This window comes from Streptomyces sp. NPDC090741 (assembly GCF_044769045.1).
Classification (GTDB): domain Bacteria; phylum Actinomycetota; class Actinomycetes; order Streptomycetales; family Streptomycetaceae; genus Streptomyces.
Genome location: NZ_JBIVXF010000003.1, coordinates 405,086 through 429,459 on the forward strand (window position 1 = coordinate 405,086; position 24,374 = coordinate 429,459).

16 protein-coding genes are annotated in these 24,374 nt (G+C 70.6%); 7 read left to right on the forward strand and 9 right to left on the reverse strand.

What is annotated here, in order from left to right:
* Positions 1-500 precede the first annotated feature (500 nt).
* From ACIQU4_RS11430 to fusA, 5 genes are all read left to right on the forward strand, one after another.
* Positions 501-1,520, forward strand: coding sequence for a cytochrome b/b6 domain-containing protein (locus ACIQU4_RS11430; RefSeq protein ID WP_403728301.1), 1,020 nt, complete (start codon positions 501-503; stop codon positions 1,518-1,520).
* Positions 1,517-2,965 (forward strand): NADH-ubiquinone oxidoreductase-F iron-sulfur binding region domain-containing protein, encoded by a 1,449-nt coding sequence (locus ACIQU4_RS11435; RefSeq protein ID WP_403728302.1) that lies wholly within the window; start codon positions 1,517-1,519, stop codon positions 2,963-2,965. The genes ACIQU4_RS11430 and ACIQU4_RS11435 overlap by 4 nt, the downstream gene beginning before the upstream one ends.
* Positions 2,966-3,119: 154 nt before the next feature.
* Positions 3,120-4,175, forward strand: coding sequence for an SCO0930 family lipoprotein (locus ACIQU4_RS11440; RefSeq protein ID WP_403728540.1), 1,056 nt, complete (start codon positions 3,120-3,122; stop codon positions 4,173-4,175).
* 57 nt (positions 4,176-4,232) lie between these two features.
* A complete protein-coding gene (locus ACIQU4_RS11445) occupies positions 4,233-4,778 on the forward strand; it encodes a hypothetical protein (RefSeq protein ID WP_403728303.1) in 546 nt (181 codons plus the stop codon).
* 372 nt (positions 4,779-5,150) lie between these two features.
* Positions 5,151-7,229 carry an elongation factor G gene (gene fusA / locus ACIQU4_RS11450; RefSeq protein WP_403728304.1) on the forward strand — a complete coding sequence of 693 codons (2,079 nt, stop codon included), beginning with the start codon at positions 5,151-5,153 and terminating at the stop codon, positions 7,227-7,229.
* A 54-nt stretch (positions 7,230-7,283) separates the two neighbouring features.
* On the opposite strand, the gene ACIQU4_RS11455 is transcribed toward fusA, so the two are convergent.
* The 3 genes from ACIQU4_RS11455 to ACIQU4_RS11465 all read right to left on the reverse strand — a co-directional run bounded on the left by ACIQU4_RS11455 (position 7,284) and on the right by ACIQU4_RS11465 (position 13,831).
* Positions 7,284-9,698: a SpoIIE family protein phosphatase gene (locus ACIQU4_RS11455; RefSeq protein WP_403728306.1), complete on the reverse strand. Its 2,415-nt coding sequence runs from the start codon at positions 9,696-9,698 to the stop codon at positions 7,284-7,286.
* Positions 9,699-9,896: 198 nt separating this feature from the next.
* Entirely contained in the window at positions 9,897-11,042 is a 1,146-nt protein-coding gene (locus ACIQU4_RS11460) for an ABC transporter substrate-binding protein (protein WP_403728308.1), read from the reverse strand.
* 122 nt (positions 11,043-11,164) lie between these two features.
* A complete protein-coding gene (locus ACIQU4_RS11465) occupies positions 11,165-13,831 on the reverse strand; it encodes a SpoIIE family protein phosphatase (RefSeq protein ID WP_403728310.1) in 2,667 nt (888 codons plus the stop codon).
* A gap of 382 nt (positions 13,832-14,213) precedes the next feature.
* Here ACIQU4_RS11465 and ACIQU4_RS11470 point away from each other — a divergent pair, with 382 nt between their 5' ends.
* A complete protein-coding gene (locus tag ACIQU4_RS11470; protein WP_403728312.1) occupies positions 14,214-15,455 on the forward strand; it encodes a PP2C family protein-serine/threonine phosphatase in 1,242 nt (413 codons plus the stop codon).
* 846 nt (positions 15,456-16,301) lie between these two features.
* A complete protein-coding gene (locus ACIQU4_RS11475) occupies positions 16,302-17,387 on the forward strand; it encodes a hypothetical protein (protein WP_403728314.1) in 1,086 nt (361 codons plus the stop codon).
* Between the two features lie 350 nt (positions 17,388-17,737).
* On the opposite strand, the gene ACIQU4_RS11480 is transcribed toward ACIQU4_RS11475, so the two are convergent.
* The 6 genes from ACIQU4_RS11480 to ACIQU4_RS11505 all read right to left on the reverse strand — a co-directional run bounded on the left by ACIQU4_RS11480 (position 17,738) and on the right by ACIQU4_RS11505 (position 24,230).
* Entirely contained in the window at positions 17,738-19,186 is a 1,449-nt protein-coding gene (locus ACIQU4_RS11480) for a cytochrome P450 (protein WP_403728316.1), read from the reverse strand.
* A complete protein-coding gene (locus tag ACIQU4_RS11485) occupies positions 19,183-19,806 on the reverse strand; it encodes a GTP-binding protein (protein ID WP_403728318.1) in 624 nt (207 codons plus the stop codon). The genes ACIQU4_RS11480 and ACIQU4_RS11485 overlap by 4 nt, the downstream gene beginning before the upstream one ends.
* Positions 19,787-20,101, reverse strand: coding sequence for a DUF742 domain-containing protein (locus ACIQU4_RS11490; RefSeq protein ID WP_403728320.1), 315 nt, complete (start codon positions 20,099-20,101; stop codon positions 19,787-19,789). Before ACIQU4_RS11490 ends, ACIQU4_RS11485 begins: the two co-directional genes overlap by 20 nt.
* Before the next feature lie 38 nt (positions 20,102-20,139).
* Positions 20,140-20,529, reverse strand: a complete 390-nt coding sequence (locus tag ACIQU4_RS11495; RefSeq protein ID WP_365951816.1) for a roadblock/LC7 domain-containing protein — start codon at positions 20,527-20,529, stop codon at positions 20,140-20,142.
* Positions 20,530-20,549: 20 nt separating this feature from the next.
* Positions 20,550-21,953 (reverse strand): ATP-binding protein, encoded by a 1,404-nt coding sequence (locus ACIQU4_RS11500; RefSeq protein WP_403728322.1) that lies wholly within the window; start codon positions 21,951-21,953, stop codon positions 20,550-20,552.
* A gap of 1,047 nt (positions 21,954-23,000) precedes the next feature.
* On the reverse strand, positions 23,001-24,230 hold the full coding sequence (locus ACIQU4_RS11505) for a PP2C family protein-serine/threonine phosphatase (RefSeq protein ID WP_403728541.1): 1,230 nt from the start codon (positions 24,228-24,230) through the stop codon (positions 23,001-23,003).
* Positions 24,231-24,374 lie beyond the last annotated feature (144 nt).

A 24,374-nucleotide genomic window follows, 5' to 3' on the forward strand; every position in this document is an offset into this window, starting at 1 on the left:
GGGGAGTTGAGCACCTCGTACACCCTCCAGGAGAGTGCCATCCACTTGCAGTCCCGCGGCTTTGCCTGAGTTTTGCCGTCGGGGAGGTGTGGTGGCGGACAAGGCGTCACTCCCGTTGCCACCGCACCGTTGGAAGGGAATCTTCCGGGGACGTCAGGTGTGACGATGCCACGCGCGCCAGAACTTGTCACGATTAGATAAATACTGTGGAGGCGTTGCGAAGGTCCACGATGCTTCTGCACTCCGGCCCCCGCTCCCGGCCGGTGGGACCTCATCTCCCGCCCGCCGCGGAGCAGTTCCGTCGACTACCCCGGGCGCCGAGTGCGCGGTGGAGTGCCTCGGGCCTGGGCGTATGGGAGAACTACATGCCCCTGTCCCCAGCCCGTACGCCCCGCTCACACCGGGCCCGCCGCACCAGACGCCATGCCGGCGTGGCCGCTGCCGCGGCAGCCGGCCGGCGAGCCGTGCGGCGGCCGCCCCTGCTGTCCCCCGCCGGAGGCGTGCGCCCAGCCACCCTCGTCGTCGGCGCCCTCACGGGCCTGCTCGCCCTGTCCGTGGCGGCCCGGGCGGGCGCCCTGAGCCACTTCTGGGACTTCCTCGACTACGGGGCGGGCGTCCTCTCGCTCGTCTCGCTCACCTCCGCCGTCCTGTGGGGCCTCGCGGCCACGGACCGTACGGTCCTCACCTCCGGGCACCGGCTGGTCGCCCAGGCGGCGCACCGCGGCCTCGCCGTGGCGGGGCTGGGCTTCCTGCTCCTGCACATCTGGGTCAAGGTCGCCGAGTCGGAGACGGGGGTCGCCTCCGCGTTCCTGCCGTTCACGGACCAGGATCAGCCGGTGCTCATCGGCCTCGGCACCCTGGCCGGATATCTCTTCGTATCCGTCGCGGTCTCCGGCGCGGTCCGCAGCGCCTTCGCCACCAAGGGCCGCTCCGCGTGGTGGCGGGCCCTGCACATCGGCGCGTACCCGGCGTGGGGTGCTTCCCTGGTGCACGGGCTCAAGGCCGGCCGTCCCGCCAGCGCCTGGGTGACCGTGTCGTACGCGCTCTGCCTGCTCGGGGTCGCCGTCGTGCTCGCCGTACGGCTCCGGGCGAGGCTGCTCGCCGCGCCCGTACGCCCCGTGGCCGCCTCGGCGGCCACGGCCCAGGGCGCGCCGCCCCGGCCGAAGAATCCGCCGCAGCGGTTCGTCCGGCAGCCCGCGGAATGGGCCGCAGAGCGGCTGACGGCGCGGCTGGCCCGGCAGTCGGACCGGCGCTCGGTCGGGCAGCAGCCCGACCCGGCCACCGCACCGGCGGGGACCGCCTTCGTGCCCTCGCCCCGGCAGGCCCTGGAGCCCACGACCGAGATCATCCCGCCGTACGGTGCGACGCCGTACGCGCCGTCGTACGGCACTGATCCGTACGGCACCGATCCGTACGGCACCGATACGTACGACACGGTGGTCATCCCCAGCGGCATCGGGGCCGGGCCGGGAACGGACCGGTCCGGTGGGTCGTTCGGCGGGATGCGGGGCCGTCAGTGACCTCGATCGTCGATCCCGCCCTCGGGTGCGTCGGCCAGCCCAGGCTGCTGGCCGGACTCGATGTGCTGCCGCGGCTCGACCGCGCCAACCACTCGGTGGTGCACGGCCCGCTGCCGCAGTACACCTCGGGCGATCTCGTGGAGCTCGCCGAGGGCATCGACCTGCGGGGCCGCGGGGGAGCGGGCTTTCCGTTCGCCCGCAAGCTCAAAGCGGTCATCCGGTCCGCCCGGACCAAGGAGGGGCGGACCGCCGTCGTGGTGAACGGCACCGAGGGGGAGCCGAGCTGCCTCAAGGACGCCGCCATGCTGCTGCACTCCCCGCACCTGGTGCTCGACGGAGCCCTGTTGGCGGCCGACGCGATCGGCGCCGAGGAGGTCGCCATCGGGGTGACCAGGGACGACGTGGAGCAGTCCCTGCGGGCCGCCGTTGCCGAGCGCGGCGTGGCCGGCAGCCGCGTCCGCGTCGGCAGGCTTCCCGAGCGCTTCGTCACCGGAGAGGGGACCTCCCTCGTGAACGGCCTCAACGGGGGGGCCGCGATCCCGAACGGGCAGAAGGTCCGGACCAGCGAGCGCGGCCTGAGTGGACTGCCGACCCTGCTGTCCAACACCGAGACGTACGCCCAACTCGCCGTCGCGGCCAGGCTCGGGGTGGCGGGCTTCCGCTCGGTCGGCCTGGAGAGCGAGCCGGGCACCGTCATGTTGACGATCAGCGGTTCGACGGTCGTCGAGGCGCCGCTCGGGACGTCCCTGGCGTACGTCCTGGAGCTGTGCGGCTCGTCCCCGGGCCAGGGCGTCCTGGTCGGCGGGTACCACGGCAAATGGCTGACGGCGGCGGCGGCGCGGACCGCCCTGCTCTCCCGGGAGTCGCTGTCCTCGCTCAAGGCCACGCTGGGGGCGGGTGCGGTCCTGCCGCTGCCGGAGGACACCTGTCCGGCCGGCGAAGTGGCTCGCGTGATGCGCTGGATGGCGGACGAGACCGCCGGCCAGTGCGGCCCGTGCGTCAGAGGTCTGCCCTCGCTCGCCGATGCCGTGGAGGCTCTGGTGGCCGGGGGAGGCCGGGCCGCCCTGGAGGCGGTCGAGGCGCGGATGCGCGGAGTGCTGCGGCGCGGTGCGTGCAGCCATCCTGACGGAACCTCGGCCTTCATGGCCTCCGCGCTCGCCGTCTTCCCCGACGAGATGCGCGACCACGCCCTGGGCAGCGGCTGCGGACGCCGTGTGCTCGGGGCGCTGCCCCTGCCCGAGGACGAGAACCCCGAACGGCTCGTCGTGGACTGGACGCTGTGCAAGGGCCACGGGCTCTGCGTGGACGTGCTGCCCGACGTGGTGCGGCTGGACCGGGACGGCTATCCCGCCGAGGCCGTCATGTCGGTCCCCGGAAGGCTGCGGCCGATGGCGCTGCGCGCGGTACGGCGGTGCCCCGCGCTCGCGCTGCGCATTCAGGAATGAGCCCGCGGTAAACGGCTGCCGGCGGCGGGAGTTCAGGGGTTAGCGCGATCTGATAAATTCCCGCTCATTCGAATTCGGTGAACCCGTCAGGCCTTATGAATAAGGCAGTAGACGAACCCCCCGGGTTCAACCCGAAGGAGTGATCGTGAACAAGATGCGTCGTATCTCATCGGTCGGATCGGTGGCCGCGGTTCTGCTGCTGGCGGCAGGATGCGGAAGCAGCGACAATGGCGCCGCGCGCAATGTGAATTCCGTCCAGCCGGCGGGTGCGGGCAAGGCCCTCGGAGGCGCGTACGACACGGGCTACGGAGCGGGCGGCTACGGGTCGGACGCCGCCGCCGGCTCCGGGTCGGGCTCGGACGTCGGATCGGGCTCCGGTTCCGGCTCCGGTTCCGCTTCCGGCAAGGCCGGGTCGGCTGGGCAGCTGTCCGTACGGGAGATCGCGAGCGTGGGCAGCGTGGTCACCGACAGCGCCGGGATGGCCCTCTACCGCTTCGACAAGGACACGCCGCAGCCCCCCAAGTCCAACTGCGACGGGGACTGCGCCACGGTGTGGCCGGCCGTCCCGGCGGACGACGCCTCGGCCGCCGCCGGCATCGACGCGGCCCTCCTCGGCTCCGTCGTCCGGACCGACGGCAGCAAGCAGCTGACCCTCGGCGGCTGGCCCGTGTACCGCTACGCGAAGGACACGAAGGCGGGCGAGGCGAAGGGCGAGGGCGTCGGCGGGACCTGGCACGCACTGGCGCCGGACGGCAAGAAGGCGATCGACAAGAAACAGAAGGCGGACGGCAATACCGGAACGGGGATGGAAATGGGGGCGGGAATGGGAGGCATGGACATGAAGAAGGATGCGCAACTGTCCGTCGCCGACAACGAGAAACTCGGCAAGATCCTGGTGGACGGGCAGTGGCGCACGCTCTACCGATTCGACAAGGACAGTGCGTGGCCCATGAAGTTCGGCTGCCTCGGCGCCTGCCTGGATACGTGGAAGCCCGCCCCGGCCGTCGACAAGGCGAAAGCCGAGGGAATTTCCGGCAAGCTGGTCGGATCGGTGAAGCGGCCCGACGGCAGCGAGCAGCTGACGATCGACTGCTGGCCGGTCTACACGTTCACCGGGGACACCGGGCCCGGTCAGGCGAACGGGCACAACAAGCAGGGGCTCTGGTTCGCGGTCACCGCCGAGGGCAAGAAGGTCCCGCCGACGGCGTAGCGCCCGCTGCCGCCCCGTTCCGCCCCGTTGCGCCCGAACCCTGTGAGGCAGTCAGCCATGCCCCGTTCACCCCGTCCCGCCGCTTCTGCCGCCGCTGCCGCGCTGCTCGCGACGCTGCTGTGCGGCGGCTGCGCCGCCCGGGTGGCAGCCGGTCCGCAGGCTCCGCCCGACCCGAGCTCGTCCCCCGCCGCGGCCTCGGCCGCCCGCCCCGCCCCGCTCCAGGCGATCGCCGACGCCCTCGGCTGTACGCCCGAGATCACGGTCGACGCGGAGGAACTCCGGGAAGGGGCTTGCGGGTCGGGCCAGGAGGGCTTCCGGATGGCCACCTTCACCAGCGAGCAGGGCCGCAAGACCTGGCTGACCGAGGCCCAGATGTACGGCGGCACGTACCTCGTCGGACCCACCTGGGTCATCACGGCGGCCTCCGCCGAGGTGTTGGCCGGAGCCCACACCCGCCTCGGCGGAACGATCGAAACCGTATCCGGCCACGGCTCCTCCCCCCACGACGCGTCTCACGACCCCTCGCACGACCCCTCGCACGACGCCTCCCCCGACACCTCCCACGCCGGCGGGCACGACTCCCCGAGTCCCGCCGCGTCCTGAGGGGGCGTCCGGCCCGGCCCGCAGTCTTAATTGCGGTGCCGGGCCGCTGCCGTGTCCCTACACTCGCTCTCATGCCGCCACGGGACGTGGTGCGCACTTCGTCGACGAGAGGGGAGCCGGGCCGTGTGTCACCGCATCGCCGTGTTCGTTCCCCGGTCCCGGTACGACGTGATCCTGGTGTCTCCGTCTTCCCGATGACGGCTGCGCGGCCGCCATCGGATGTCCGCGACGACTGACAAACCCTTCCCCGGTACGTCTTTGCACGCCCCGGTGCGTGCTGGTGCGCCCTGACGCTCCCTGATGCGCCCGGGTACGTCCTTCGTCCGGAAATCGCGCCGCCCTCTTCTCGACCTTCCAGAAAGACCTCGGGCCATGCGCACCCACCTGAACACCTCGACCACCGTCCGCAATCTCGGCATCCTCGCGCACGTCGACGCCGGCAAGACCACCGTCACCGAGCGGATCCTCTACGCCACCGGGGCCACCCACAAACGCGGCGAGGTCCACAACGGCACGACCGTCACCGACTACGACCCCCAGGAGCGCGACCGTGGCATCACCATCTTCGCCGCCGCCGTCAGCTGTACGTGGGACGGCCACCACGTCAACCTGATCGACACACCGGGACACGTCGACTTCTCCGACGAAGTCGAGCGCTCCCTGCGGGTACTCGACGGGGCGGTCGCGGTGTTCGACGCCGTCGCGGGCGTCGAACCGCAGAGCGAGTCGGTATGGCGGCAGGCCGACCGCCACGGCGTGCCGCGCCTCGTGTTCGTCAACAAGATGGACCGCGTCGGCGCCGACCTCGACCGGGCGGTCGCGTCCGTACAGGATCGGCTCCACGTCGCCGCGCTGGTCGTCCAGCTGCCCATCGGGCAGGAGGACGGATTCCGCGGGACGGTGGACCTCGTCCGCATGCGGGCGCTGGTCTGGGGCGCCACGCCCGACTCCTTCGAGGTGGGTCCCGTACCCGATGACCTGTACGAGGAGGCGCGCGGCCGCCGCCGACTGCTGGAGGAGCGGGTCGCGGAACTCCACCCGGCCGCCCTGGAGGAGTACTGCGCCACCTCGGCGCTGTCCGCCGCCACGCTGACCACGGCGCTGCGCGACCTGACGCGGAGCGGCGAAGGCGTCGTCGTGCTCTGCGGCTCGGCCTACCGCAACCGCGGGATCGAGCCGCTGCTGGACGCCGTCGTGTCGTACCTCCCCTCGCCGGCGGACATGCCGCCGGTACGGGGAACCCACGGCGCGGCGGTGGAGGAACGGGCCGCCGACCCGGCGGCGCCGTTCGCCGCGCTGGCCTTCAAGGTGAACGCGACGGCGACGGGACGGCTGACCTGCCTGCGGGTCTATTCGGGAACGATGAGGAAGGGGGACGCCGTGCTGGACGCGGGCACCGGCCGGACCGAGCGGATCGGACGGATCCTGCGCGTGCAGGCCGACCGCCACGCCGAGGTGGACCGGGCCGTGGCCGGGGACATCGTCGCGGTGGTCGGTCTCAAGGGCACCCGCGCCGGGTCCACGCTGTGCGCACCGGAGGCACCGCTCGTACTGGAGCCGCCGAAGGCCGCCGCACCGGTGGTGTCCGTGGCGGTCGAGGCGGGCGGCAGCGCCGAGACGGGCCGGCTGTCCGCGGCGCTGGCCCGGCTGGTCGAGGAGGACCCGTCGCTGGTGGTGCGGACGGATCCCGAGACGGGCCAGACGGTCCTGTCGGGAATGGGCGAGCTGCACCTGGAGGTCGCGGTGGAGAAGATCCGCCGCAGCCACGGGCTGCGGATCGGCGTGGGCCGCCCGCGGGTGGCCTACCGGGAGACCGTCGTGCGCGGGGTGTCGGGGCTGGTGTACCGGCACGTCAAGCAGGACGGCGGAGCGGGCCAGTTCGCCCATGTGGTCCTCGACGTCGAGCCCCTGGCACCGGATGCGGAACAGGCCGGCGACGGCGGGTTCGAGTTCCGGTCGGCGGTCGTCGGCGGGCGGGTGCCGCAGGAGTACGCCCGCGCCGTGGAGGCGGGCTGCCGCGACGCCCTCGCCGAGGGCCCCCTGGGCGGGCATCCGGTGACCGGGCTCCGCGTCACCCTGACCGACGGGGCCACGCACTCCAAGGACTCCTCGGAGATGGCGTTCCGGGCGGCGGGCAGGTTCGCTCTGCGCGAGGCCCTGCGCGCCGCCGCGATGGAGCTGCTGGAACCGGTGGCCGAGATCGTGGTGACCGTACCCGACGACGCGGTCGGCGGGGTGCTGGGCGACCTGGCCGCCCGGCGCGGACGGGTCTCGGGCTCGGCCGCGCGCTCCGGGACCACGGCGGTCACCGCCACCGTGCCGCTGGCCGAGCTGTTCGGCTACGCGTCCCGGCTGCGCAGCCGCACCCAGGGCCGGGGCACGTTCACGACCCGGCCCGCGGGCTACGCCCCCGTACCGGTGGCGGCGTACCAGCAGGCCCTGTCGGGCTAGTGCGCAGGCCCGTACCCCCGGTCGCCTCGGCGGCCGGGGGTAGGGGCGCAGCCGTCAGCCGGTGGAGGCGGCGGCGTCCGCCTCCTCCAGGAACCCTTCGGGGAAGGGCTGTTCGGCCCAGATGGTCTTGCCGCGGGCGTGGTAGCGGGTGCCCCAGAGCTTGGCGAGCTGCGCCACCATGAACAGCCCGCGCCCTCCCTCGTCGGTCTCCTCCGCGCGCCGTACGTGCGGGGAGGTGCTGCTGCCGTCCGAGACCTCGCAGATCAGCTCGCGGTCGCGGATCATCCGCAGCTGGATCGGCTCGCTGCCGTACCGGATGGCGTTGGTGACCAGTTCGCTGACCACCAGCTCCGTGGTGAACTCCAGCTCGTCCAGGCCCCATACGGCCAGCTGCCGCGTCGCGAGCGTACGGGCGAGGGCCACGACCTCGGGCTCGGCCGGCAGGTCCCATGTGACGTGGTGCTCGGCCGGCAGCTCGTGCAGGCGCACCATCAGCACCGCCACGTCGTTCTGCGGCAGCACCGGGAGCAGCCGGCCGATCACCGCGTCGCAGGCCTGATCGAGCGGGTTCGGCGGGGAGAGCGCGACGCCCGAGAGCGCCTCCGGAAGCCGTTCGAGGCCGAGGTCCACGTCCCGGTCGGGCGCCGCTACCAGGCCGTGGCTGAAGAGCACCAGTACGTCCCCGTCGTTCAGCGTCATCTCGGCGCTCTCGAACGGCGATCCGCCGAGACCGAGGGGCGGCCCGGCCGGCAGGGTCACGATGGCGGGCTCCCCGCCCACCGGCGCGAGTACGGGAGGCGGATGGCCCGCGCACGCCACGGCCAGCTGCCGCGTGATCGGGTCGAAGACGGCGTACGCGCAGGTCGTCCCCGCCGCGCCGCCGGGGCGCGACCCGCTGGCCCCGTCCTGGCCGTGCTCGTCCACGAACCGGTGGATCTGGTCGTCCATGTACGAGAGCAGCTCGTCGGGGGAGAGGTCGAGGTCCGCGAGGGTCCGTACGGCGGTCCGCAGCCGGCCCATGGTCACCGCGGCGCTCAGGCCGTGCCCGTGGGCGTCGCCCACCACCAGCGCCACCCGCGCGCCCGACAGCGGGATCACGTCGTACCAGGCCCCGCCCAGCTCCGCCTGTCCGTGCGCGGGCAGGTAGCGCGTCACCGCCTCCAACGCGCCGAGCACCGGCAGGCGTTGGGGGAGCAGGCCGCGCCGCAGGGCCAGGGCCGCCGTCCGCTCGCGCGTGTAGCGGCTCGCGTTGTCGATGCACACCGCCGCGCGCGCCGCGATCTCCTCGGCCAGCAGGACGTCGTCCGGCTCGAACCCGTGGGCGCGCGCGTGGCGCACGAAGACGGCGGCGCCGAGCACCGCGCCGCGTGCGGACATCGGTACGAGCAGCCAGGAGTGGACTCCGTACGAACGGACCCGCTCGGCCTGCGGGGGGTCGACCGGGGCGAGCTCCGCGATCAGCTCCTCGCCCGTCAGCAGCAGCGGTTCGCCGCTGGCCATGGCCCGGGTGAAGAGGGAGCCCGGCCCGGTGGTGAAAGGGTCGGGGTCGCCCGTCGCGACCGCCGCCTTCACCGGGCTTCCGGGTACGGAGGAAGTCGCCGCGCGCAGCAGGGTCACGGCCTCGCCCACCGGGCCCACGAGCGGCTCCTCGCCGCCGAGGACCGGGGCGGGCAGGTCGACGTAGGCGTGGTCGGCGAACTCCGGTACGGCCACCTCGACCAGCTCCTGCGCGGTGCGCAGCACGTCCAGCGTGGTGCCGATGCGCGTGCTCGCGTCGTTGACCAGCGCCAACCGCTCGCGCGCCCGGGCCCGTTCGGTCACGTCGGCCACCGTGTGCGCGAGGGCGATCAGCTCGCCGGAGCTGCTGCGCAGCGGGAGGATGGTCTCGGACCAGACGTGCTGCCGGTCGGGATCGCCGCGCAGCAGGCCCCGTACCTCGGTCTGGACCAGGGCCTCACCGGTCTCCAGGACATGGCGCTGGCGTGCTTCGAGGGCCGCCATGTCCAGCAGGTCGGGCGGTGCCACCTCGGACATGGTGCGCCCGACGAACTCCTCGTTCTCGAAGCCCGCGCCGCGCCGCAGCGCGTCGTTCTGCGCGATGAAGCGCAGCTGCGTGTCGAACACGTCGATGAGGAAAGGGGACTCGGTGAACAGCCCCCTGATCAGTGCCTCGCTGAGCTCGCGCCGCTGCGTGGCGTCGGTATCGGTCGCCTGGATCAGCCACTGCCGCTCCCCGGCCGTGGACATCATGGGCCGAGCGTGGAGCGCCACCTCGACCCCGCGCCCGCTCCGGTGGCGCAGTACCGCGTGCCCGAGCTCGGAGCGCGCGAGCAGCAGATCGGCCCCGCGCCATCCGTGCACCTCCCGGGCCGCGTACCCGAGCAGCCGCTCCGCCCCCGGCCCCCAGCCGATGACCACGCCGCGCGCGTCCAGCAGGGCGTACGTCTCGTCGCCCGGTTCCGCAGCCACGCCGGAGGCATCGTGGAACACCGGGTCGTGCATCACTGCGCCCCACTTCCCGATCTCCGCGGAACGACTCTCTGCGTACTGATCCGATTATCGCTCTGCGTCACCGCTTGTGCAGCCTGGGTCGATCCCCACCGGAAATCTGGGCATTCGTGTCCGTCGGAACCGTGGTGGCCGGGTCAGGCCGGGACCGCCCCGCCCTCAGCCCGGGACGGCCTTGGCCCAGCCGCGGTTGACGGTCTCTCTCGCCTTCTCCGTCTGCGCCTCCGTCGGAAACGTCGGGGTGCCCTCGACCGTCGGCAGTTTCTCCGCGGCGGCCTTGTCGAGGGTGCCGTCCTTCTTCATCGCGTCCATGAGGACGGGACGTGCATAGGCACCGAGCCGGATGTTCTGGCCCTCCGGGCTGAAGAGGTACTCCTGCCACAGACGGGCCGCCGCGGGGTGCGGGGCGTCTTTGTTCACCCCGCTCGCGTAGTACTCGGCGAAGCTGCCGTCGAAGGGGATGGCGGTGCGCCAGTCGACGTCCGCGCCCTTCTTGCGGAATTCGTCGGCGTATCCGAGGTTGAGGAAGTCCCAGTCGATGCTGATCGGGGTCTGGCCCTTCGCGATCGTGTCCGCTGTGGATGCGACCGGGATGAAGTTGCCGTTCTTGCTGAGCTCGGCGAAGAAGTCGATACCGGGCCGGATGTCGTCGAAGGAACCGCCGTTCGCCAGGGCCGCCGCATACACTCCGGCGAAGGCGGAGCCGGACTTGGTGGGGTCGCCGTTGAGCGCGACCTGGCCCTTGTACTCGGGCTTGCGCAGGTCGGCGAAGGTCGAGGGGCAGGTCTTGACGCGTTTGGCGTCACAGCCGATCGAGACGTAGCCGCCGTAGTTGTTGTACCAGCGGGCCTGCGGGTCCTTCTGTTCCCCGGGGATCTGGTCGTACGAGGCGACCTTGTACGGGGCGAGCAGGCCCTGCCGGGCCGCGGAGTGCGCGAACGAGCCCCCCACGTCGATCACGTCGGGGGCGCGGCCTTCGCCCCTGTGCTCCTTCAGGGCGTTGATCTCGTCCTGGCTGGTGCCCTCCGGGTTCTCCGTCGTGACCTTGATCCCGTACTTCCTCTCGAAGCCGTCGACCAGCGCGCCGTAGTTGGCCCAGTCCCTCGGGAGGGCGATCGTGTTGAGTGCGCCCTCCTTCTTGGCCGCCGCGGTCAGTGCCGCCATGCCGCCGGCGTCCACCGCGGAGGTGGCCACCGCGGGTGGTCTCGGCGCGGCGGGGGGCTCGTCCGCGCAGCCACTGAGAGGCGCCGCCGCGAGGGCCAGGCCGGCGGCGACGGAGACGGTCCGGAGGCGGGGTGCGGACACAAAGGCTCCATAACGGACGGTCGCGTACTGATCGAGGCCAGCGTACGTTCGGCGGCCTCGGCGGCGCAGTCCCGGACGGTGGTGTCCGCCGTCTTCCCCGCGACTGCCGTAGCGGCGCGTTCTCAGACCCCCTCGTCGTCCCACCCGGCCAGGAGGGCCTCCCCCAGATCGGTCCCGGGAGCGGCGACCCCGGCGTGGAGGGCCTGCTCGCTCCAGATGATCTTGCCGCGGGCGGTGTAGCGGGTGCCCCAGCGCTCGGCGAACTGCGCGACGAGGAACAGGCCGCGGCCGCCCTCGTCGGTGGCCTCGGCCCGGCGCAGGTGCGGAGAGGTGCTGGACCCGTCGGAGACCTCGCAGACCAGGCTGCGGTCGTACAGCAGCCTCACCCGGATGGGCTCGGTGCCGTAGCGGATGGCGTTGGTGATCAGCTCGCTGAGGATGAGCTCACTGGTGAAGGAGATGTCCTCCAGGCCCCAGTCCGCCAGCCGGCGGGCGCAGGCGTTGCGCACCGGGGACACCGCCGCAGGATCGGGGGACACGTCCCACTCGGCGATCCGCGCGGGGTCCAGCAGGCGGGTGCGGGCCACCAGCAGCGCGACGTCGTCGCTGGGCCTGGTGGGCAGCATCGCGTCGATCACCGTGGTGCAGGTTTCCTCCGGGGTGCGGGCGGGCCCGGCCAGGGCGGCGCGCAGCGCTGCCAGGCCCACGTCCGGATCGCGGTCCCGGCTCTCGATCAGCCCGTCGGTGAAGAGTGCCAGCCGGGAGCCTTCGGGCAGGGTGAGCGTCATCGTCTCCATGGGCAGTCCCGCACCCAGGCCCAGCGGCGGGGAGACGGGCACCTCGGGGAAGGACACGGTTCCGTCGGGGCGGACCAGGGCGGGGCCCGGATGCCCGGCGGTGGCGGCGGTCACCAGCCCCGAGACGGGATCGTAGATGGCGCACAGGCAGGTGGCTCCGGTGATCCCCTGCCACTCCTGCTCGTCGGTGTCGATGTGGGCGACCAGCTCGTCCAGGTGGCTCAGGAGTTCGTCCGGGGGCAGGTCGAGGGTGGAGAAGTTGTACACGGCGGTGCGCAGGCGGCCCATGGTGGCGGCGGCGTGGAGACCGTGGCCGACGACGTCGCCGACCACCAGGGCCACCCGGGCGCCGGGCAGCGGGATGACATCGAACCAGTCACCGCCCACCCCGGCTTGGGCGGGCAGGTAGCGGTGCGCGACCTCGACGGCGGACTGCTCCGGTACGCCCCGGGGCAGCAGGCTGCGCTGCAGGGTGACGGCCATGTTGTGCTCGCGGGTGTAGCGGCGGGCGTTGTCGACGGACAGTGCCGCCCGGGCGGTCAGCTCCTCGGCGAAGGACACGTCCTCCTCGCCGAACGGAGGGGAGTCCTGGCCCCGCCAGTAGCCGGCCATGCCCAGCACCACGCCCCGGGCCCGCAGGGGTACGACGATCAGGGAGTGGATGCCGCGGTCCAGGATCTGTACGGCGTTGGCCTGGTCCTGGGCCCGCCAGCGGTGGGTGGCGCGCAGGTCCGCCTCCAGGACCGCGTGGCCGCCGGCCAGCGCGGCGGCCATGGGACCGGCGGGAGCGAACCGGATCAGCTCGCCGACGGGGGAGAGCGGGTGGTCGCCCCGAAGGCCGGCGACGGCCGTGCGGCGCATCCCGGTGATCACTTCGGGCGGCTCCTCGCCGCGCAGCACCGGGTCCAGCAGGTCGACCGTGACCACGTCGGCGAACCGCGGGACCGCCACCTCCGCCAGTTCCACCGCCGTGCGCTCGACGTTCAGCGTCGTACCGACCTGCACCCCCGCGTCGTAGAGCAGCTTCAGCCGCTCGCGGGCCACCTCGGCCCTGCCGGTGAGCGCCCGCAGCTCGGTGGTGTCCCGCAGCGTGACGACGGTCCCGGCCTGCCCGTAGGGGGCGGTGGGCCGGATGTTCACCGCCAGCAGCCGATCGGCTGCCATGTGCAGCTCGTCGGTCGCGGAACGGCCCGACACGAACGAATCGGCGATCCCCTGCTCCAGACCCAGGTCCGTGACGGGGCGTCCCTCCGCGTTCTCCGGCAGATCCAGCAGCCGCCGCGCCTCGTCATTGGCCAGCAGCAGCCGTCCGCCGCCGCCCACGATCAGTACGCCTTCTCGCACCGCGTGCAGCACCGCGTCGTGGTGCTCGTACATCCTCGTCATCTCGGCCGGCCCCAGGCCATGGGTCCGGCGCAGCAGCCGACGGCTCACCAGAGCGGTCCCGCCCGCGGACAGGACGAGCACCGCGCCCGCGCTGCCGAGGACGACCGGCAGCTGCCGGTTCACCATGCCCTGGACGTTCTGGACCGTGACCGGGGAGGAGACGACGGCGATGACGCGGCCGCCGGCGTCCTTGACGGGGACCACCGAGACCACCGACCGCCCCAGGGACCCTTCGAACGTCTCCGTGAAGGACTTGCCGGCCGCCGCCCCGGCGAAGGGGCCGACGACGCGCTTCCCGATCTGCCGCGGGTCGCTGTGGGCGACGGTGACCCCGTCGAGCGTGTACACGTTGATGCCGTCGACCCCGGCGATCTTCCGGGCCGCCTCGGCGCTCGGCTGGAGCACCGCGCTCGGATGGGGGCTGCGCAGGGCAGCGACGATCCCCGGAGATTCCGCGAACGTTCCGGCGGCGGCGAGCGTACGGTGCCGGGCGTCCAGCATGGCGTCGCTCCGGGCCTGCACCACGAGGGCCACCACCGCGGCGACCACGAGGAGCACCACGACGGCCAGCTGCAGGAGGAACACCTCGCCGGCGACGCTGCGCACGCTCAGCAGGGAGGACAGACGCTGGGGCCTTTCCCTGGGGGGCTGGGCGTGCTCCTGATGCTTCTGATGCTCCTGGTGGTGTCCTGAGCGGGGACGCGAAGGCAGAGGGGAAGAGCTCGTGGTAGAGCGGAGCAGCCAACGCCGGAAGGGTCCCAGGAGGTTGCTCATAGTCCATTCTCTAACCTCTGCGGGCCGTCGGCAGCGGGGAGCGAGCCCGGCGGGAATCACTCAGGGTGACCATCGCTGCTCGACGGCGAGACCGGCGTTGCGGCAGGGGCCCGGGTTGGCCAGTGGGCATGATGTGCGCGGTGCGCGTTGTGCGCAGTGCGCGTTACGCCCAGTGAGTTTCCCGAGACAACGGGACGAAGGGATGCGATCAGCGATGACCGAAGGAGGGCGGAAGCCGAGCACGTTCGGGGTGGACCGGTCGGAGGGGTTCGGTGAGCGGTTGCTGGGTGTGCTGCTGGACCGGGCGCACGAGATGCCGCCGCAGTTGATCGCCCCGCTCGTTGCGGAGGAGGTGGCCAGGGTCGGCGGCCGGGACCTCTCGATCCTCTTGCAGGACTACGAACAGATGCTGCTGGTGCCGCTGCCGGGCCGGCGACTGACGGTCGGCGACCCCGAACCGATCGAGGACTCCGCGGCCGGAGAGTCGTTCCTGAACCGCAGAACGGTGGAGGTGGCGCAGGACGGCAGCGTGCGGATGTACCTGCCGCTGCTGGACGGCAGCGACCAGGTCGGGGTCATGGCCGTCACCCTGGACCGCGTCGATGACGACGACCGGCGGCTGCTGCGCAGACTCGCCGGTCTGGTCGCCGACATGATCGTCACCAAGGACGCCTACACCGATCTGTTCTTCCAAGCCCGCCGTCGCGCCCCGATGAGCGTGGCCGCCGAGATCCAGTGGTCACTGCTGCCTCCGCTCTCGATGACCGTTCCGCAGGTTGAGGTGGCCGGAATCCTGGAGCCCGCGTACAAGGTGGCAGGAGACAGTTTCGACTACGCCCTCAACGGCGACATCCTGCACGTGGCCATGATCGACGCGATGGGCCACGGCCTGGACGCGGCGACCATGGCGACGGTGGCCATCGGCGCCTATCGCCACTCGCGACGGGCCGACACCGGTCTGTCCGAGGTGTACGAGTTCATGGACCAGGCCATCAATGAACAGTTCGGCCACGAACACTTCGTCACCGCGCAGATGATGCGTCTCGACATCGCCACGGGCCGGCTGCAATGGGTCAATGCGGGCCACCCGGCACCGCTGCTGATCCGTGACCGCGCCGTGGTGGACCGGCTGGAGAGCCCGACCACATTGCCGGTCGGCTTCGGCGGTGAGCAGCCGGTAGTCAGTGAGCGGATGCTGCAACGCGGAGACCGGTTGCTGTGTTTCACCGACGGCCTGATCGAGGAGCACCAAGCGGGCGGGGAGCAGTTCGGCGAGGAGCAACTCATCGAGTGGACCAACCGCGTCGTCCGTGACCACACCGGGGTGCGGCCGGTGGTGCGGGCCCTCTCCCACGCCCTGATACAGGAGCGGGGCGGCGTCACCAGCGATGACGCGACCATCTTCCTCATCGAGTGGCGCGGCGGCGACGCCGACCATCTCGCCACTCTCGACTGAGCCGATCGCCATCCGCCCCGCAACTCCCGTGGCGTGGCGGCTGCCGGTCTCGGCAAGGTTTCGGTGTCCACCAGGCGCGCTAGGCCGCAGCCACTTTGGGTCGATACCGCTCGCCGTGAACGGACGGGCGGCGGTCCCCCGCACTGCGCGGAGCCATATCGGGACCGCACGCTCGCGCAGTCCGACTGACGATCATTGGTTGATCACGGCTAGCTTTGGGATCGAATTTGAGCCAAGTTGACCCGGAAGGATCGTTTCATTCCCCGCAAACCGGCCTCAATCGCGGGGCGAGTACGGCTACGCGGGGTTGCGGATTGGTCGGGGTGGGCGCACGTTTTGGAGCACCAAAGGGTGGGAACGGTTCGGCGTCCGTCCCCGCGGCAGCAGCGGATCGTCAGCCCATAGGCCGTCTCGGAGGGAGAAGCCATGCCCCAGGAACCGACATTCGCGATCCTCGTCCAGTCCCTGATCAAGGGGTATGACCCGGACGCGCCGGAGACCCGCCACGGGATGATCTCGAGCTCGTGACGGGGCGTCACCGGGTATCGCTGCGGTGCCGGGACTCCGGTGGCCTGCTCGCCGTGCTCACGCGGCATCCGCATGCCATGGTCGCGCAGACGCCGCCGCGTGACCATGGGCATGTACGCCGCAGAGCTGCTGCGGACGTGGCGAGTACATGGGAACCAAGGATGCATCGGCGATGCGCAATGCGCCCTCACGAATTCCCCTGTGTGCAGCACGTTCGCTTCCTCGCCCACTACGCGCGGCTTATGCCGGCCCTTGTAACTGCTCATCGCGCCGGGCGACATGCAACACCGAGCGCGCCGAAAGGGAAGCAGGGATCTCATGACAGCGCAGGCCATCAAGCTGCCCATACTGCGGATGCCCTACCCCGTGCGGCTGAATCCGTACCTGCCGGCCCTGCGCGAGGAGACCGAGACGTGGGCGCGGGACATGGGCATGCTGGACAGCGACGAAGCACCGTCGGCGCGCCGGGCGATCTGGACCTTGCCCCAGTTCCACGCCATGGCCGTTGACCAACTGACCGCCTGGGCTCTTCCTGACGCCTCACTCACCGACCTCCGGCTCAATCACCGGTTCAACCTCTGGGCTCTGGCCTGGGACGACTACTTCGCCTCCGCCTTCAAACGGCAGGGCGACCTCACAGGCGCAAAAGCCTTCACCACCCGCCTCCATGCCTTCCTGCCGGCGGAGCCGGGCGCTCGGTTGCCGGAGCCGACCAATGCCGTCGAAAGGGGCATGGCCGACCTCCAGCAACGGCTGTTCCCTCCGAGAATGGCGCACTGGCAGCAGGGGCTCAACCGTGCCCTGGCAAGGTACATCGACGCGGGAGTTCAGGAACTGGCCAACAGCCGCGCCGGCCGTGTCCCGGACCTCATAGAGTACGCCCAGTTCCGCCGTGAAAGCTTTGCCGCCTATACGGCCCCGTACTCCGTCGAACTCTCCACTGGCGCACGGATCCCTGAGCAGATCCGGCACAGCCGAGCCTTCCGCGCATTGCTCGACGCCTTCATGGACTACATGGGAATGGCGAACGACATTGCTTCCTATCAGCGGGAAATCCATGACGAACACGACGTCAACAACCTCGTCGTAGTCCTCCAAACATCCCTGGGCATCACCGTCCAGGAGGCGATGCATGCGGCCGCCGATCTGGTGACCGCCCGACTGCGCCACTTCGAGCACCTCACGCGGAGCGAACTGCCCCCGGTCGTCCAGCGAGCCGGGTTGAACCACGGCGAACGGATCGAACTGGAGGCGTGGCTCCGGGGAGCTTGCAGTTTCCTGTCCGGCCTCCATGCGTGGTACACCGGGGCGCCCCGCTACGCTCCCGCAGACGGTCCGTTCCAAGAGCAACGGACCTCCAAGGCCGCTGTGCCCGCCGACGAGCAATGCGTCTCCGCGTCATGAGGCCTCACGACGTCGACGCACACGTGATGCGCGTCGTACGACGAGCCCGACGTGGGCGCCGAGTGGTTCACCGTGGTCCACCTGTCGGCACTCGGTGCGCGGCAACTCCGACCGGGCGTTGTCCACCGGGCGCTGCACGCGGAGAAGGTCCGGCCCGGCCCAGACGCCGAACGCCTGGGCCGGAGACTGCGGACGACCTGCTCTTCCTGCACAGCCGTTCCGACTCAGGAGTCACGCCGGACGGCACGAGCACTCGGCTGGTGCCCGCCCAGCTGTGAGGAGGCTGCCGACCCGTGCCGTCCGGCAGTCTCCTCGGCTGTCGTGCTCGGCTCTGATGTGAGCTGCGAGTCCTACAGCCTCCGCAGAAACTGCCTCAGCCGCGCTCGCCACGAGGTGCCGGGTTCGGTTGGGCGCAACAACTCCGGTTCGGAGAGAGGCCATTGGGGCGCCCTCGGCATACCGGTACTCGGCGGGGGCGCGGCCGGCAGCGGTGGTGGCAGCACATCATGCGCTTCCGGACTGCGGGACGCGAACCTCACGGGCAGCGCCGTCAGATGCCGCGACCAGGTGGAGGAGCGCCAGGTGAGCTCGCCCTCGGGCACGGCCAGGCTGATGTCGGGAAGCCGGGTGAGCAGGATGTCGATGCCGGTGTCGGCGATGACACGGCCGATGTCCTGGCCGGGGCACTCATGGGCGCCGGCGCTGAAGGACAGGTGCGCGCGGTTGTGGTGCACGCGGGTCGAGGGGTCCGGGCGAACCGCTTGGTCGACGTTCCCGGCGGCCAAGCCCAACAGGAGCATGTCTCCCGCCTTGATCTCCTGTCCTCCGAGGGAGGTGTCACCGGTGGCCCAGCGGCCCGGGCACACCATCAGTGGTGGCTCGTCCCAGAGCACTTGCTCCACTGCTTCCGGCAAGGTCATCTGTCCGCCGGCCAACGACCCGCGGAACCGCGGGTCGGTGACCACCATGCGCAGCACGTTGGACATGAGGTTGGCGGTCGTCTCATAGCCCGCAAGCAGGATGAGACGCAGGTGGTGTTGCACCTCCTCGTCCGTGAGGCCGGCCGGGTGGGCCATCAGTACGGATGCGATGTCCTGCCCGGGCAGGGCGCGCTTCGCGACGACGAGCTGGTCGAGGGTCTCCAGCACGTAGGCGTTGCTCGCGAGCGACGTTTCGGTGCCCTTGAAGAGGTCCCGGGCGGCGTGCACGAGCTTGGGACCGTACTCGTCCGGCATTCCGAGCAGGTGGGTGAGAACGAGCATGGGCAGGTGCTCGGTGAACTGACCGACCAGCTCCGCGTTACCCATTTCGCAGAACTCATCGACCAGCTGGTGCGCGAAGCGGGTGATGCGGCGGCGGATTCCGCGTTGGTCGAACTGGTCGAGGCCGGCGGTGACCGCGCCGCGCAGGCGCTGGTGCTCTTCGCCGTCCGCACATACGCAGTCGGGTCGCCAGCCGATCATCGGCACCAGCGGCGAGGTGGTGGCGTCGATCTCGCCACTCTTCCAGCCGTGCCAGGTGCGGGGGTCGCGGGAGAACTGGGTGGAGCGGCTGGCCACATCACGGTTCTCGAGGTACCCCAGGACGAGCCACGCCCGTACGTCCCCGTCGAGCAGGACGGGGGCCACCGGGCCGTGGACGGCACGCAACTTTTCGTACAGGCCCATGGGGTCGGTCTCGGCAGCGGCGCCCCAGAGCCGGGTCACTGCGTCGAGTCCCGTGGCGGCGTGGGCCGGGCAACCCGGGGGCGGGACGAGCCCTGGTTCCGTGGTGGTGTGGTCAGCGGGTGGGACGGTCATACGGACTCCTGAGCGGCGGCGAGGGTGCACAGATAGCCCATCAGTGAGAGCAGCGCGTCGCGGCTGGACGACCGGTCGCGTGCGTCACAGGTGATGATGGGCACCGATTCGTTGAGCGCCAGAGCAGTGCGCAGGGCTGGTACCGGGTGCTGCGGCGCCTCGGGGAAGGTGTTGACGGCCACGACGAAGGGGACGCGGCGGTCTTCCAGACGGGTGATGATCTCGAAACAGACTTCGATCCTCCGGGTGTCGACGAGGACCACGGCACCGAGCGCGCCCTCGAAGATGCCGTTCCAGAGGAACCAGAAGCGCTCCTGTCCCGGCGTGCCGAAGAGATAGAGGATCAGCTCCTCGTTGATGCTGATGCGGCCGAAGTCCAGAGCAACGGTCGTGGTGCTCTTGCCTTCCGCGCCGGGATTGTGATCGATCCCGACGCCGGCCTGAGTCATGGTTTCTTCGGTGGTCAGGGGCGGGATCTCGCTCACCGCCCCGACCATGGTCGTCTTGCCCACCCCGAAGCCGCCGACAATCACGACCTTGACTCCCCTGGCGCCGTGCGGCAGCAGCACGTCCGAGCGGCGGGGGCCGGCGGCGGGTGCGTCAGAGCCTGCGTAGTCCATGGATCACCGCCTCCAGAAGGCCAAGTTCGGGGACCGCTGCGACAGGAACGGGAGCAGTGGCCTCAACTCGCCCGTGGTCCACGAGCTTGGAGAGCAGCACCGTGATGACGCTGAACGGCAGGCTGAGATACGCGGAAATCTCGGCCACCGACAGCGGGTATTGGCACATGGCGAGAATGGCTGCCTGCTCGGGCTGCATACCGGGTTCGGGTGCGGACCTCGATGCGACGAGGGTGACCAGGTTGAAGGCTTTGGCCGAGGAACCCGGGCCACCGGAGATGACATAAAGCGGCACGGGACTGCCTTCATCCCATGCGTCCTGGTTCTGTGACGTCACATCGCCTGCCCGATGTCATCACGAGGTGGGCTGGTCATGTGCTGACCGATCCGGAACACCAGCGTACGCATACGGTCGCCCAGCAACCCTGCGTCCACCTCCTCATCGGCCAGCACCGCGAGATAGGCCCCGGGTCCGGCCGCCATGAGGGAGAAGTATCCGCCGTCGACTTCGATCCCGACCATGTGGGTCGAGCCGTTTCCGTGCGGGAACTTCTGGGCGATGGCCTTCGCCAGGCTTTGGATGCCCGAGCAGGCAGCGGCGATCGCGTCAGCGGTGTCGGGCTCCGTGTTCGCTTGACCGATGCACAGACCGTCCGATGACAACGCGACCACGTGTCGCACGTACGGGACGCTGGCTGCAAGCTCCTTGAGCATCCAGTCCATGTTGGGCAGTGGCGGCACGGTTACTCACCCTCGTCTGATGGCTCGCTGGTTTGGATGGAAGGGCCCGTGACCGGCCTCTTTTCGCCGCTGAACGCCTCCCACATCAGGCCCGGCTGCCGGGGTGCGCCGGCCGTTCCCGGGGTGGCGGCCGAAGCGGCGGGGGGATGAGGGGTCGTGCGGACGACCGGTGTCGGGACGGGCGACTCGCGTCGCCGTTGCGGCAGTCCGTTGGCGGTCTGTTCGACCTCGACGGAATCTGCTGAGGCAACGCGCGTCATCGTCGGCTTCGGCACGGTCGGTGCGCCCGTGGGCCTCGGCGTGAACTGTCGGACGTTCGGGGCAGGCGGCTGAACTGTGGTGATCAGGCGCCGCGGAACGAGCACGACGGCCCGCACTCCTCCGTACGCGGAGGTGCGCAAGTCGACGTCGAGGCCGTTCTCGCGGGCCAGCCTGCTGACGACGGGCAGGCCGAGCTGCGTCGCCTCGCCCAGGTCGGCCAGATCGATGCCGGATGATGCCTGAGCCATGACGCGATCGATGCGCTGGCGGACCTCTTCGGTGAGCCCGACCCCGCGATCCTCGATCTCGATCGCGATACCAGAGGGCACCTCGTTCGCGGTCACCTCGACCGGGGCGTGCGGGGGCGAGAAGGTCGTGGCGTTGTCGAGCAACTCGGCGAGCAGGTGGATCAGCGGCTCGGCTCCCTGGCCGATCACAGCCACCTCTGTCACCGACTGCAGCTTTACGCGGGGATAGTCCACGATGCGTGACATGGCCCCTCGCACGACGTCGTAGAGCGGGATCGCTTTCGACCACTGGCGCCCGGGCCGGGCGTCACCGAGTACCGCGATGCTGGCCGCAAGGCGCCCGATCAGGGCATTGCGATGGTCGATGTCCTGCAGGCCATGGGAGACCACTACGTCCGTACCATGCAGGATCTGCATGTCGCGCAGGTCCTTGGCGAGTTGATGCACGATCGCCTGGACCCGCCGGGCGATCGCCACCAGCGCCCGCTGCGACGAGTCCCGGGTGCGTTCCTCGGCATCCACGGCTTCCAGGAGCGTCCGCAGAGCTGCCCGGAGCGCTTCGGCGAACTCGCTGTCGAGATGTTCCCCGAACGGGACGGACTGCAGGATCTCCGAAGTGGGCTCACCCTTCTGCAGGCGGGCGACAGCTGCGGGGAGGAGCTCTTCGGCGAGCCATACGGTGGTGGCCCGCTGATCGGACAAACGCGCGAACAGTGCGGTCTCGCGTTGCGCGTAGTACCGCTGCACCTCGGCATTCGCCCGCGCGTAGCGGGCCGCCTCTGCCGAACGCGCCCGGCGCGCCGTCTCAGCCGACGTGATGGCCGTCAGGCCGACCGCGACGAGGCCGCACCAGGCAACTGGCGTGCGTATCTGCGCGGAAACACAGATCAGCGCCACGACGCAGGCCCCAGCCAGGACACCAGTGGGGATTAGCCATGCCGAAGCCACTGCACGTGGCAGCGCTCTAGGGGTTGAACCTGCACGAACCATCGAAGGGTCCCTAAACAGTCTGGAATTGGTCGATTGGGCGTGATGCGGTGCGCCGACAAGAACGGTCGGGACTTGGCTCGGCCGCGCAAAGATGTTCCAATAGGTGCGCCCGACGGGCCGGTTCGAGATCGGATGGGTGGTCACGCCTCTCTGTGCCGGGCTCCGTCTGCGCGCAATGCGACGTTTGACTCGCGGTGAGTGCAGCGCAACACGCGGGGCGAGCATAGTCAGTTCGGGTACGCCAAGTGGCCCTGACTGGAACGGAAATCTCCGTTGATCAATCTGGACCCAAAGTTGATCGATCACCGCCATGACGCACGCTGCAAATGCATGGAATCGACCGTATCCAGCAGCTTGCTGTTCATGGCTTTCGGCTCTGGCCTCCGCCGCCTCTAGGCCCGTGCGTGCCATGGAGCGAGGACGCCTCTGCAGGCACGGCGTTGGCGTCGTCGTACGTCACCTGTCCGCGACGGGCCGGTCCGCAGCCTTGGCCGAGGGGTGTGACGGGCGGGCGGGAGCCCGTCGATGGCGCGTGGACGACTGCGGATCTAGGGGGGTGGGAGAAGTACGCCACGTTCCAGGAGGGCCATCGACCTACGTCGGGGCAAGTTCTCCCTCGCCTGGAAGGCGGACATGCGCGCCCAAGCTGCCACTTCGCTCATCGGCCCACCGGACAGGCGCGTGTTCGTCGCCACGAGCATGAAGCCGTCCACGGAGTCAGAGCCCACCACATACAACTACGGGCTGCCGGGAGCGAACTTCACCGAGCAGTACCAATGGCGCGACGCCGCCACCGGCAAACTGCTCGCCGCATCCCGGTACTGCTCGCCGAACGCCGAGGGAAGCCGGACACCCCCTGGATACGGCGTCTCATCTACGGCCTCAACGGTTCCCGCGAGTGGCGGGGGCTGGTGGCCGTGCCATTCTCACCGGCGTGGCTGCGGACGTTGCGGGTCACAGGCGGATGATGACCAGCGCCGTGTCGTCGGTGTTGCCGGTGGGTGGGAGGAGGTCTGCCAGGAGGGCGTCGGCCAGGGCCTCGGGGTCAGCTTGCCCATGGCGGGCGAGGGCGTCGCCGAGGCGGGCCAGGCCGGTGTCGATGTCCTCGGTGCGGCGTTCGATCAGGCCGTCGGTGTAGAGGACCAGGGTGGCGCCCTCGGTGAAGGCCGTACTGGCCTCCGGCCGCGGGACGTGTTCGGGGCGCGCGCCGAGAGGCGGGTCGGTGGCCTGGTCGAGAAAGGTCACGGTGTCGTCGGGGCTGAGCAGGGCGGGTGGAGGATGGCCCGCGCTGCTGTACGTGATGGTGTGGGTGTCCCAGTCGATGAAGGCCTTCACCACAGTGGTCGACTCGGCCCCGTCGACATGGCGGGCATACAGGCCGAGGGCCTCGAGTGCCTGGGCCGGGCCGTCGGCTACACGGGCCGCCGCGCTCAGTGCGCTGCGCAGTTGTCCCATGACGCAGGCCGCTGCCAGGCCGTGGCCGACGACGTCGCCGACGGCGACCGCGATGCGGTCGGCGGACAGGTCGACCAGGTCATACCAGTCGCCGCACACGTTCAGGGTGCCGACAGCGGGCCGGTAGCGAACGGCTGCCTGGTGGTGCCCGAGCGGCGTGGGGGCGGGCAGCATCGCCTCCTGCAGGGCCAGGGCGACCTCGCGATCGCGCGCCTGAGCCCGGCGCAGGCTTTCGTTGACATCCTGCAGTTCGCGGGCGCGGGTGTAGAGCTCGGCCTCCAGCACACGGGCCCGGCTGTCGCTGCCCGGCCCGCCGCGCGCTCGGATGAGTTCGGTGACCTCCTCGACCCGGTGCACGATCAGCACCACCTGACCGTCCCGGCCCAGCACGGGTGCGTTGACCGGGCTCCAGAAGTGTTCCACCCAACGGCCGGGCCGCTCGGGATCCTCGATGTCGTAGCGCAGCAGCGCCATGGTGTCGCGCTCACCGGTGACCACCACGCGCAGCATCGACGCCCGGGTTTCCCGCATGCCGGCCGCTGCCTGGTCGTTGGGGTTCTCGGGGAACACGTCGAAGATGTAGCGGCCCAACAGCTCCTCGCGGGTGCGCCCCGCCAGCCGCAGGAAGTCGTCGTTGGCGTCGGCGTACACGAGGTCCGGGGTGAGCAGCGCCACCATGCCGGGGAGGGCACGGAAGACCGCTGCGTAGTCGATTTCCGGTTTCCTCATGTTGCTGTCCGCCTCGGCGCTGAGCGTCATGGTGTGCAGTTCCACGATAGAAGGGAACGCGTCACCGGCTCGGGACCGCTCTGCACGAGCCCCGGCAGTCACCTGGGTAGCTCATCCATCTCCGCCAGGAGCTTCGTGTGCCTA

What these genes read in the sequence shown, in the direction of transcription:
- ACIQU4_RS11440 (WP_403728540.1), top strand. Translation starts at nt 3,120, where the DNA reads ATGCGTCGTATCTCATCGGTCGGATCGGTGGCCGCGGTTCTGCTGCTG.
- ACIQU4_RS11445 (WP_403728303.1), top strand. Translation starts at nt 4,233, where the DNA reads ATGCCCCGTTCACCCCGTCCCGCCGCTTCTGCCGCCGCTGCCGCGCTG.
- fusA (WP_403728304.1), top strand. Translation starts at nt 5,151, where the DNA reads ATGCGCACCCACCTGAACACCTCGACCACCGTCCGCAATCTCGGCATC.
- ACIQU4_RS11470 (WP_403728312.1), top strand. Translation starts at nt 14,214, where the DNA reads ATGACCGAAGGAGGGCGGAAGCCGAGCACGTTCGGGGTGGACCGGTCG.
- ACIQU4_RS11475 (WP_403728314.1), top strand. Translation starts at nt 16,302, where the DNA reads ATGACAGCGCAGGCCATCAAGCTGCCCATACTGCGGATGCCCTACCCC.
- ACIQU4_RS11480 (WP_403728316.1), bottom strand. Translation starts at nt 19,186, where the DNA reads ATGACCGTCCCACCCGCTGACCACACCACCACGGAACCAGGGCTCGTC.
- ACIQU4_RS11485 (WP_403728318.1), bottom strand. Translation starts at nt 19,806, where the DNA reads ATGGACTACGCAGGCTCTGACGCACCCGCCGCCGGCCCCCGCCGCTCG.
- ACIQU4_RS11495 (WP_365951816.1), bottom strand. Translation starts at nt 20,529, where the DNA reads ATGGACTGGATGCTCAAGGAGCTTGCAGCCAGCGTCCCGTACGTGCGA.
- ACIQU4_RS11505 (WP_403728541.1), bottom strand. Translation starts at nt 24,230, where the DNA reads ATGAGGAAACCGGAAATCGACTACGCAGCGGTCTTCCGTGCCCTCCCC.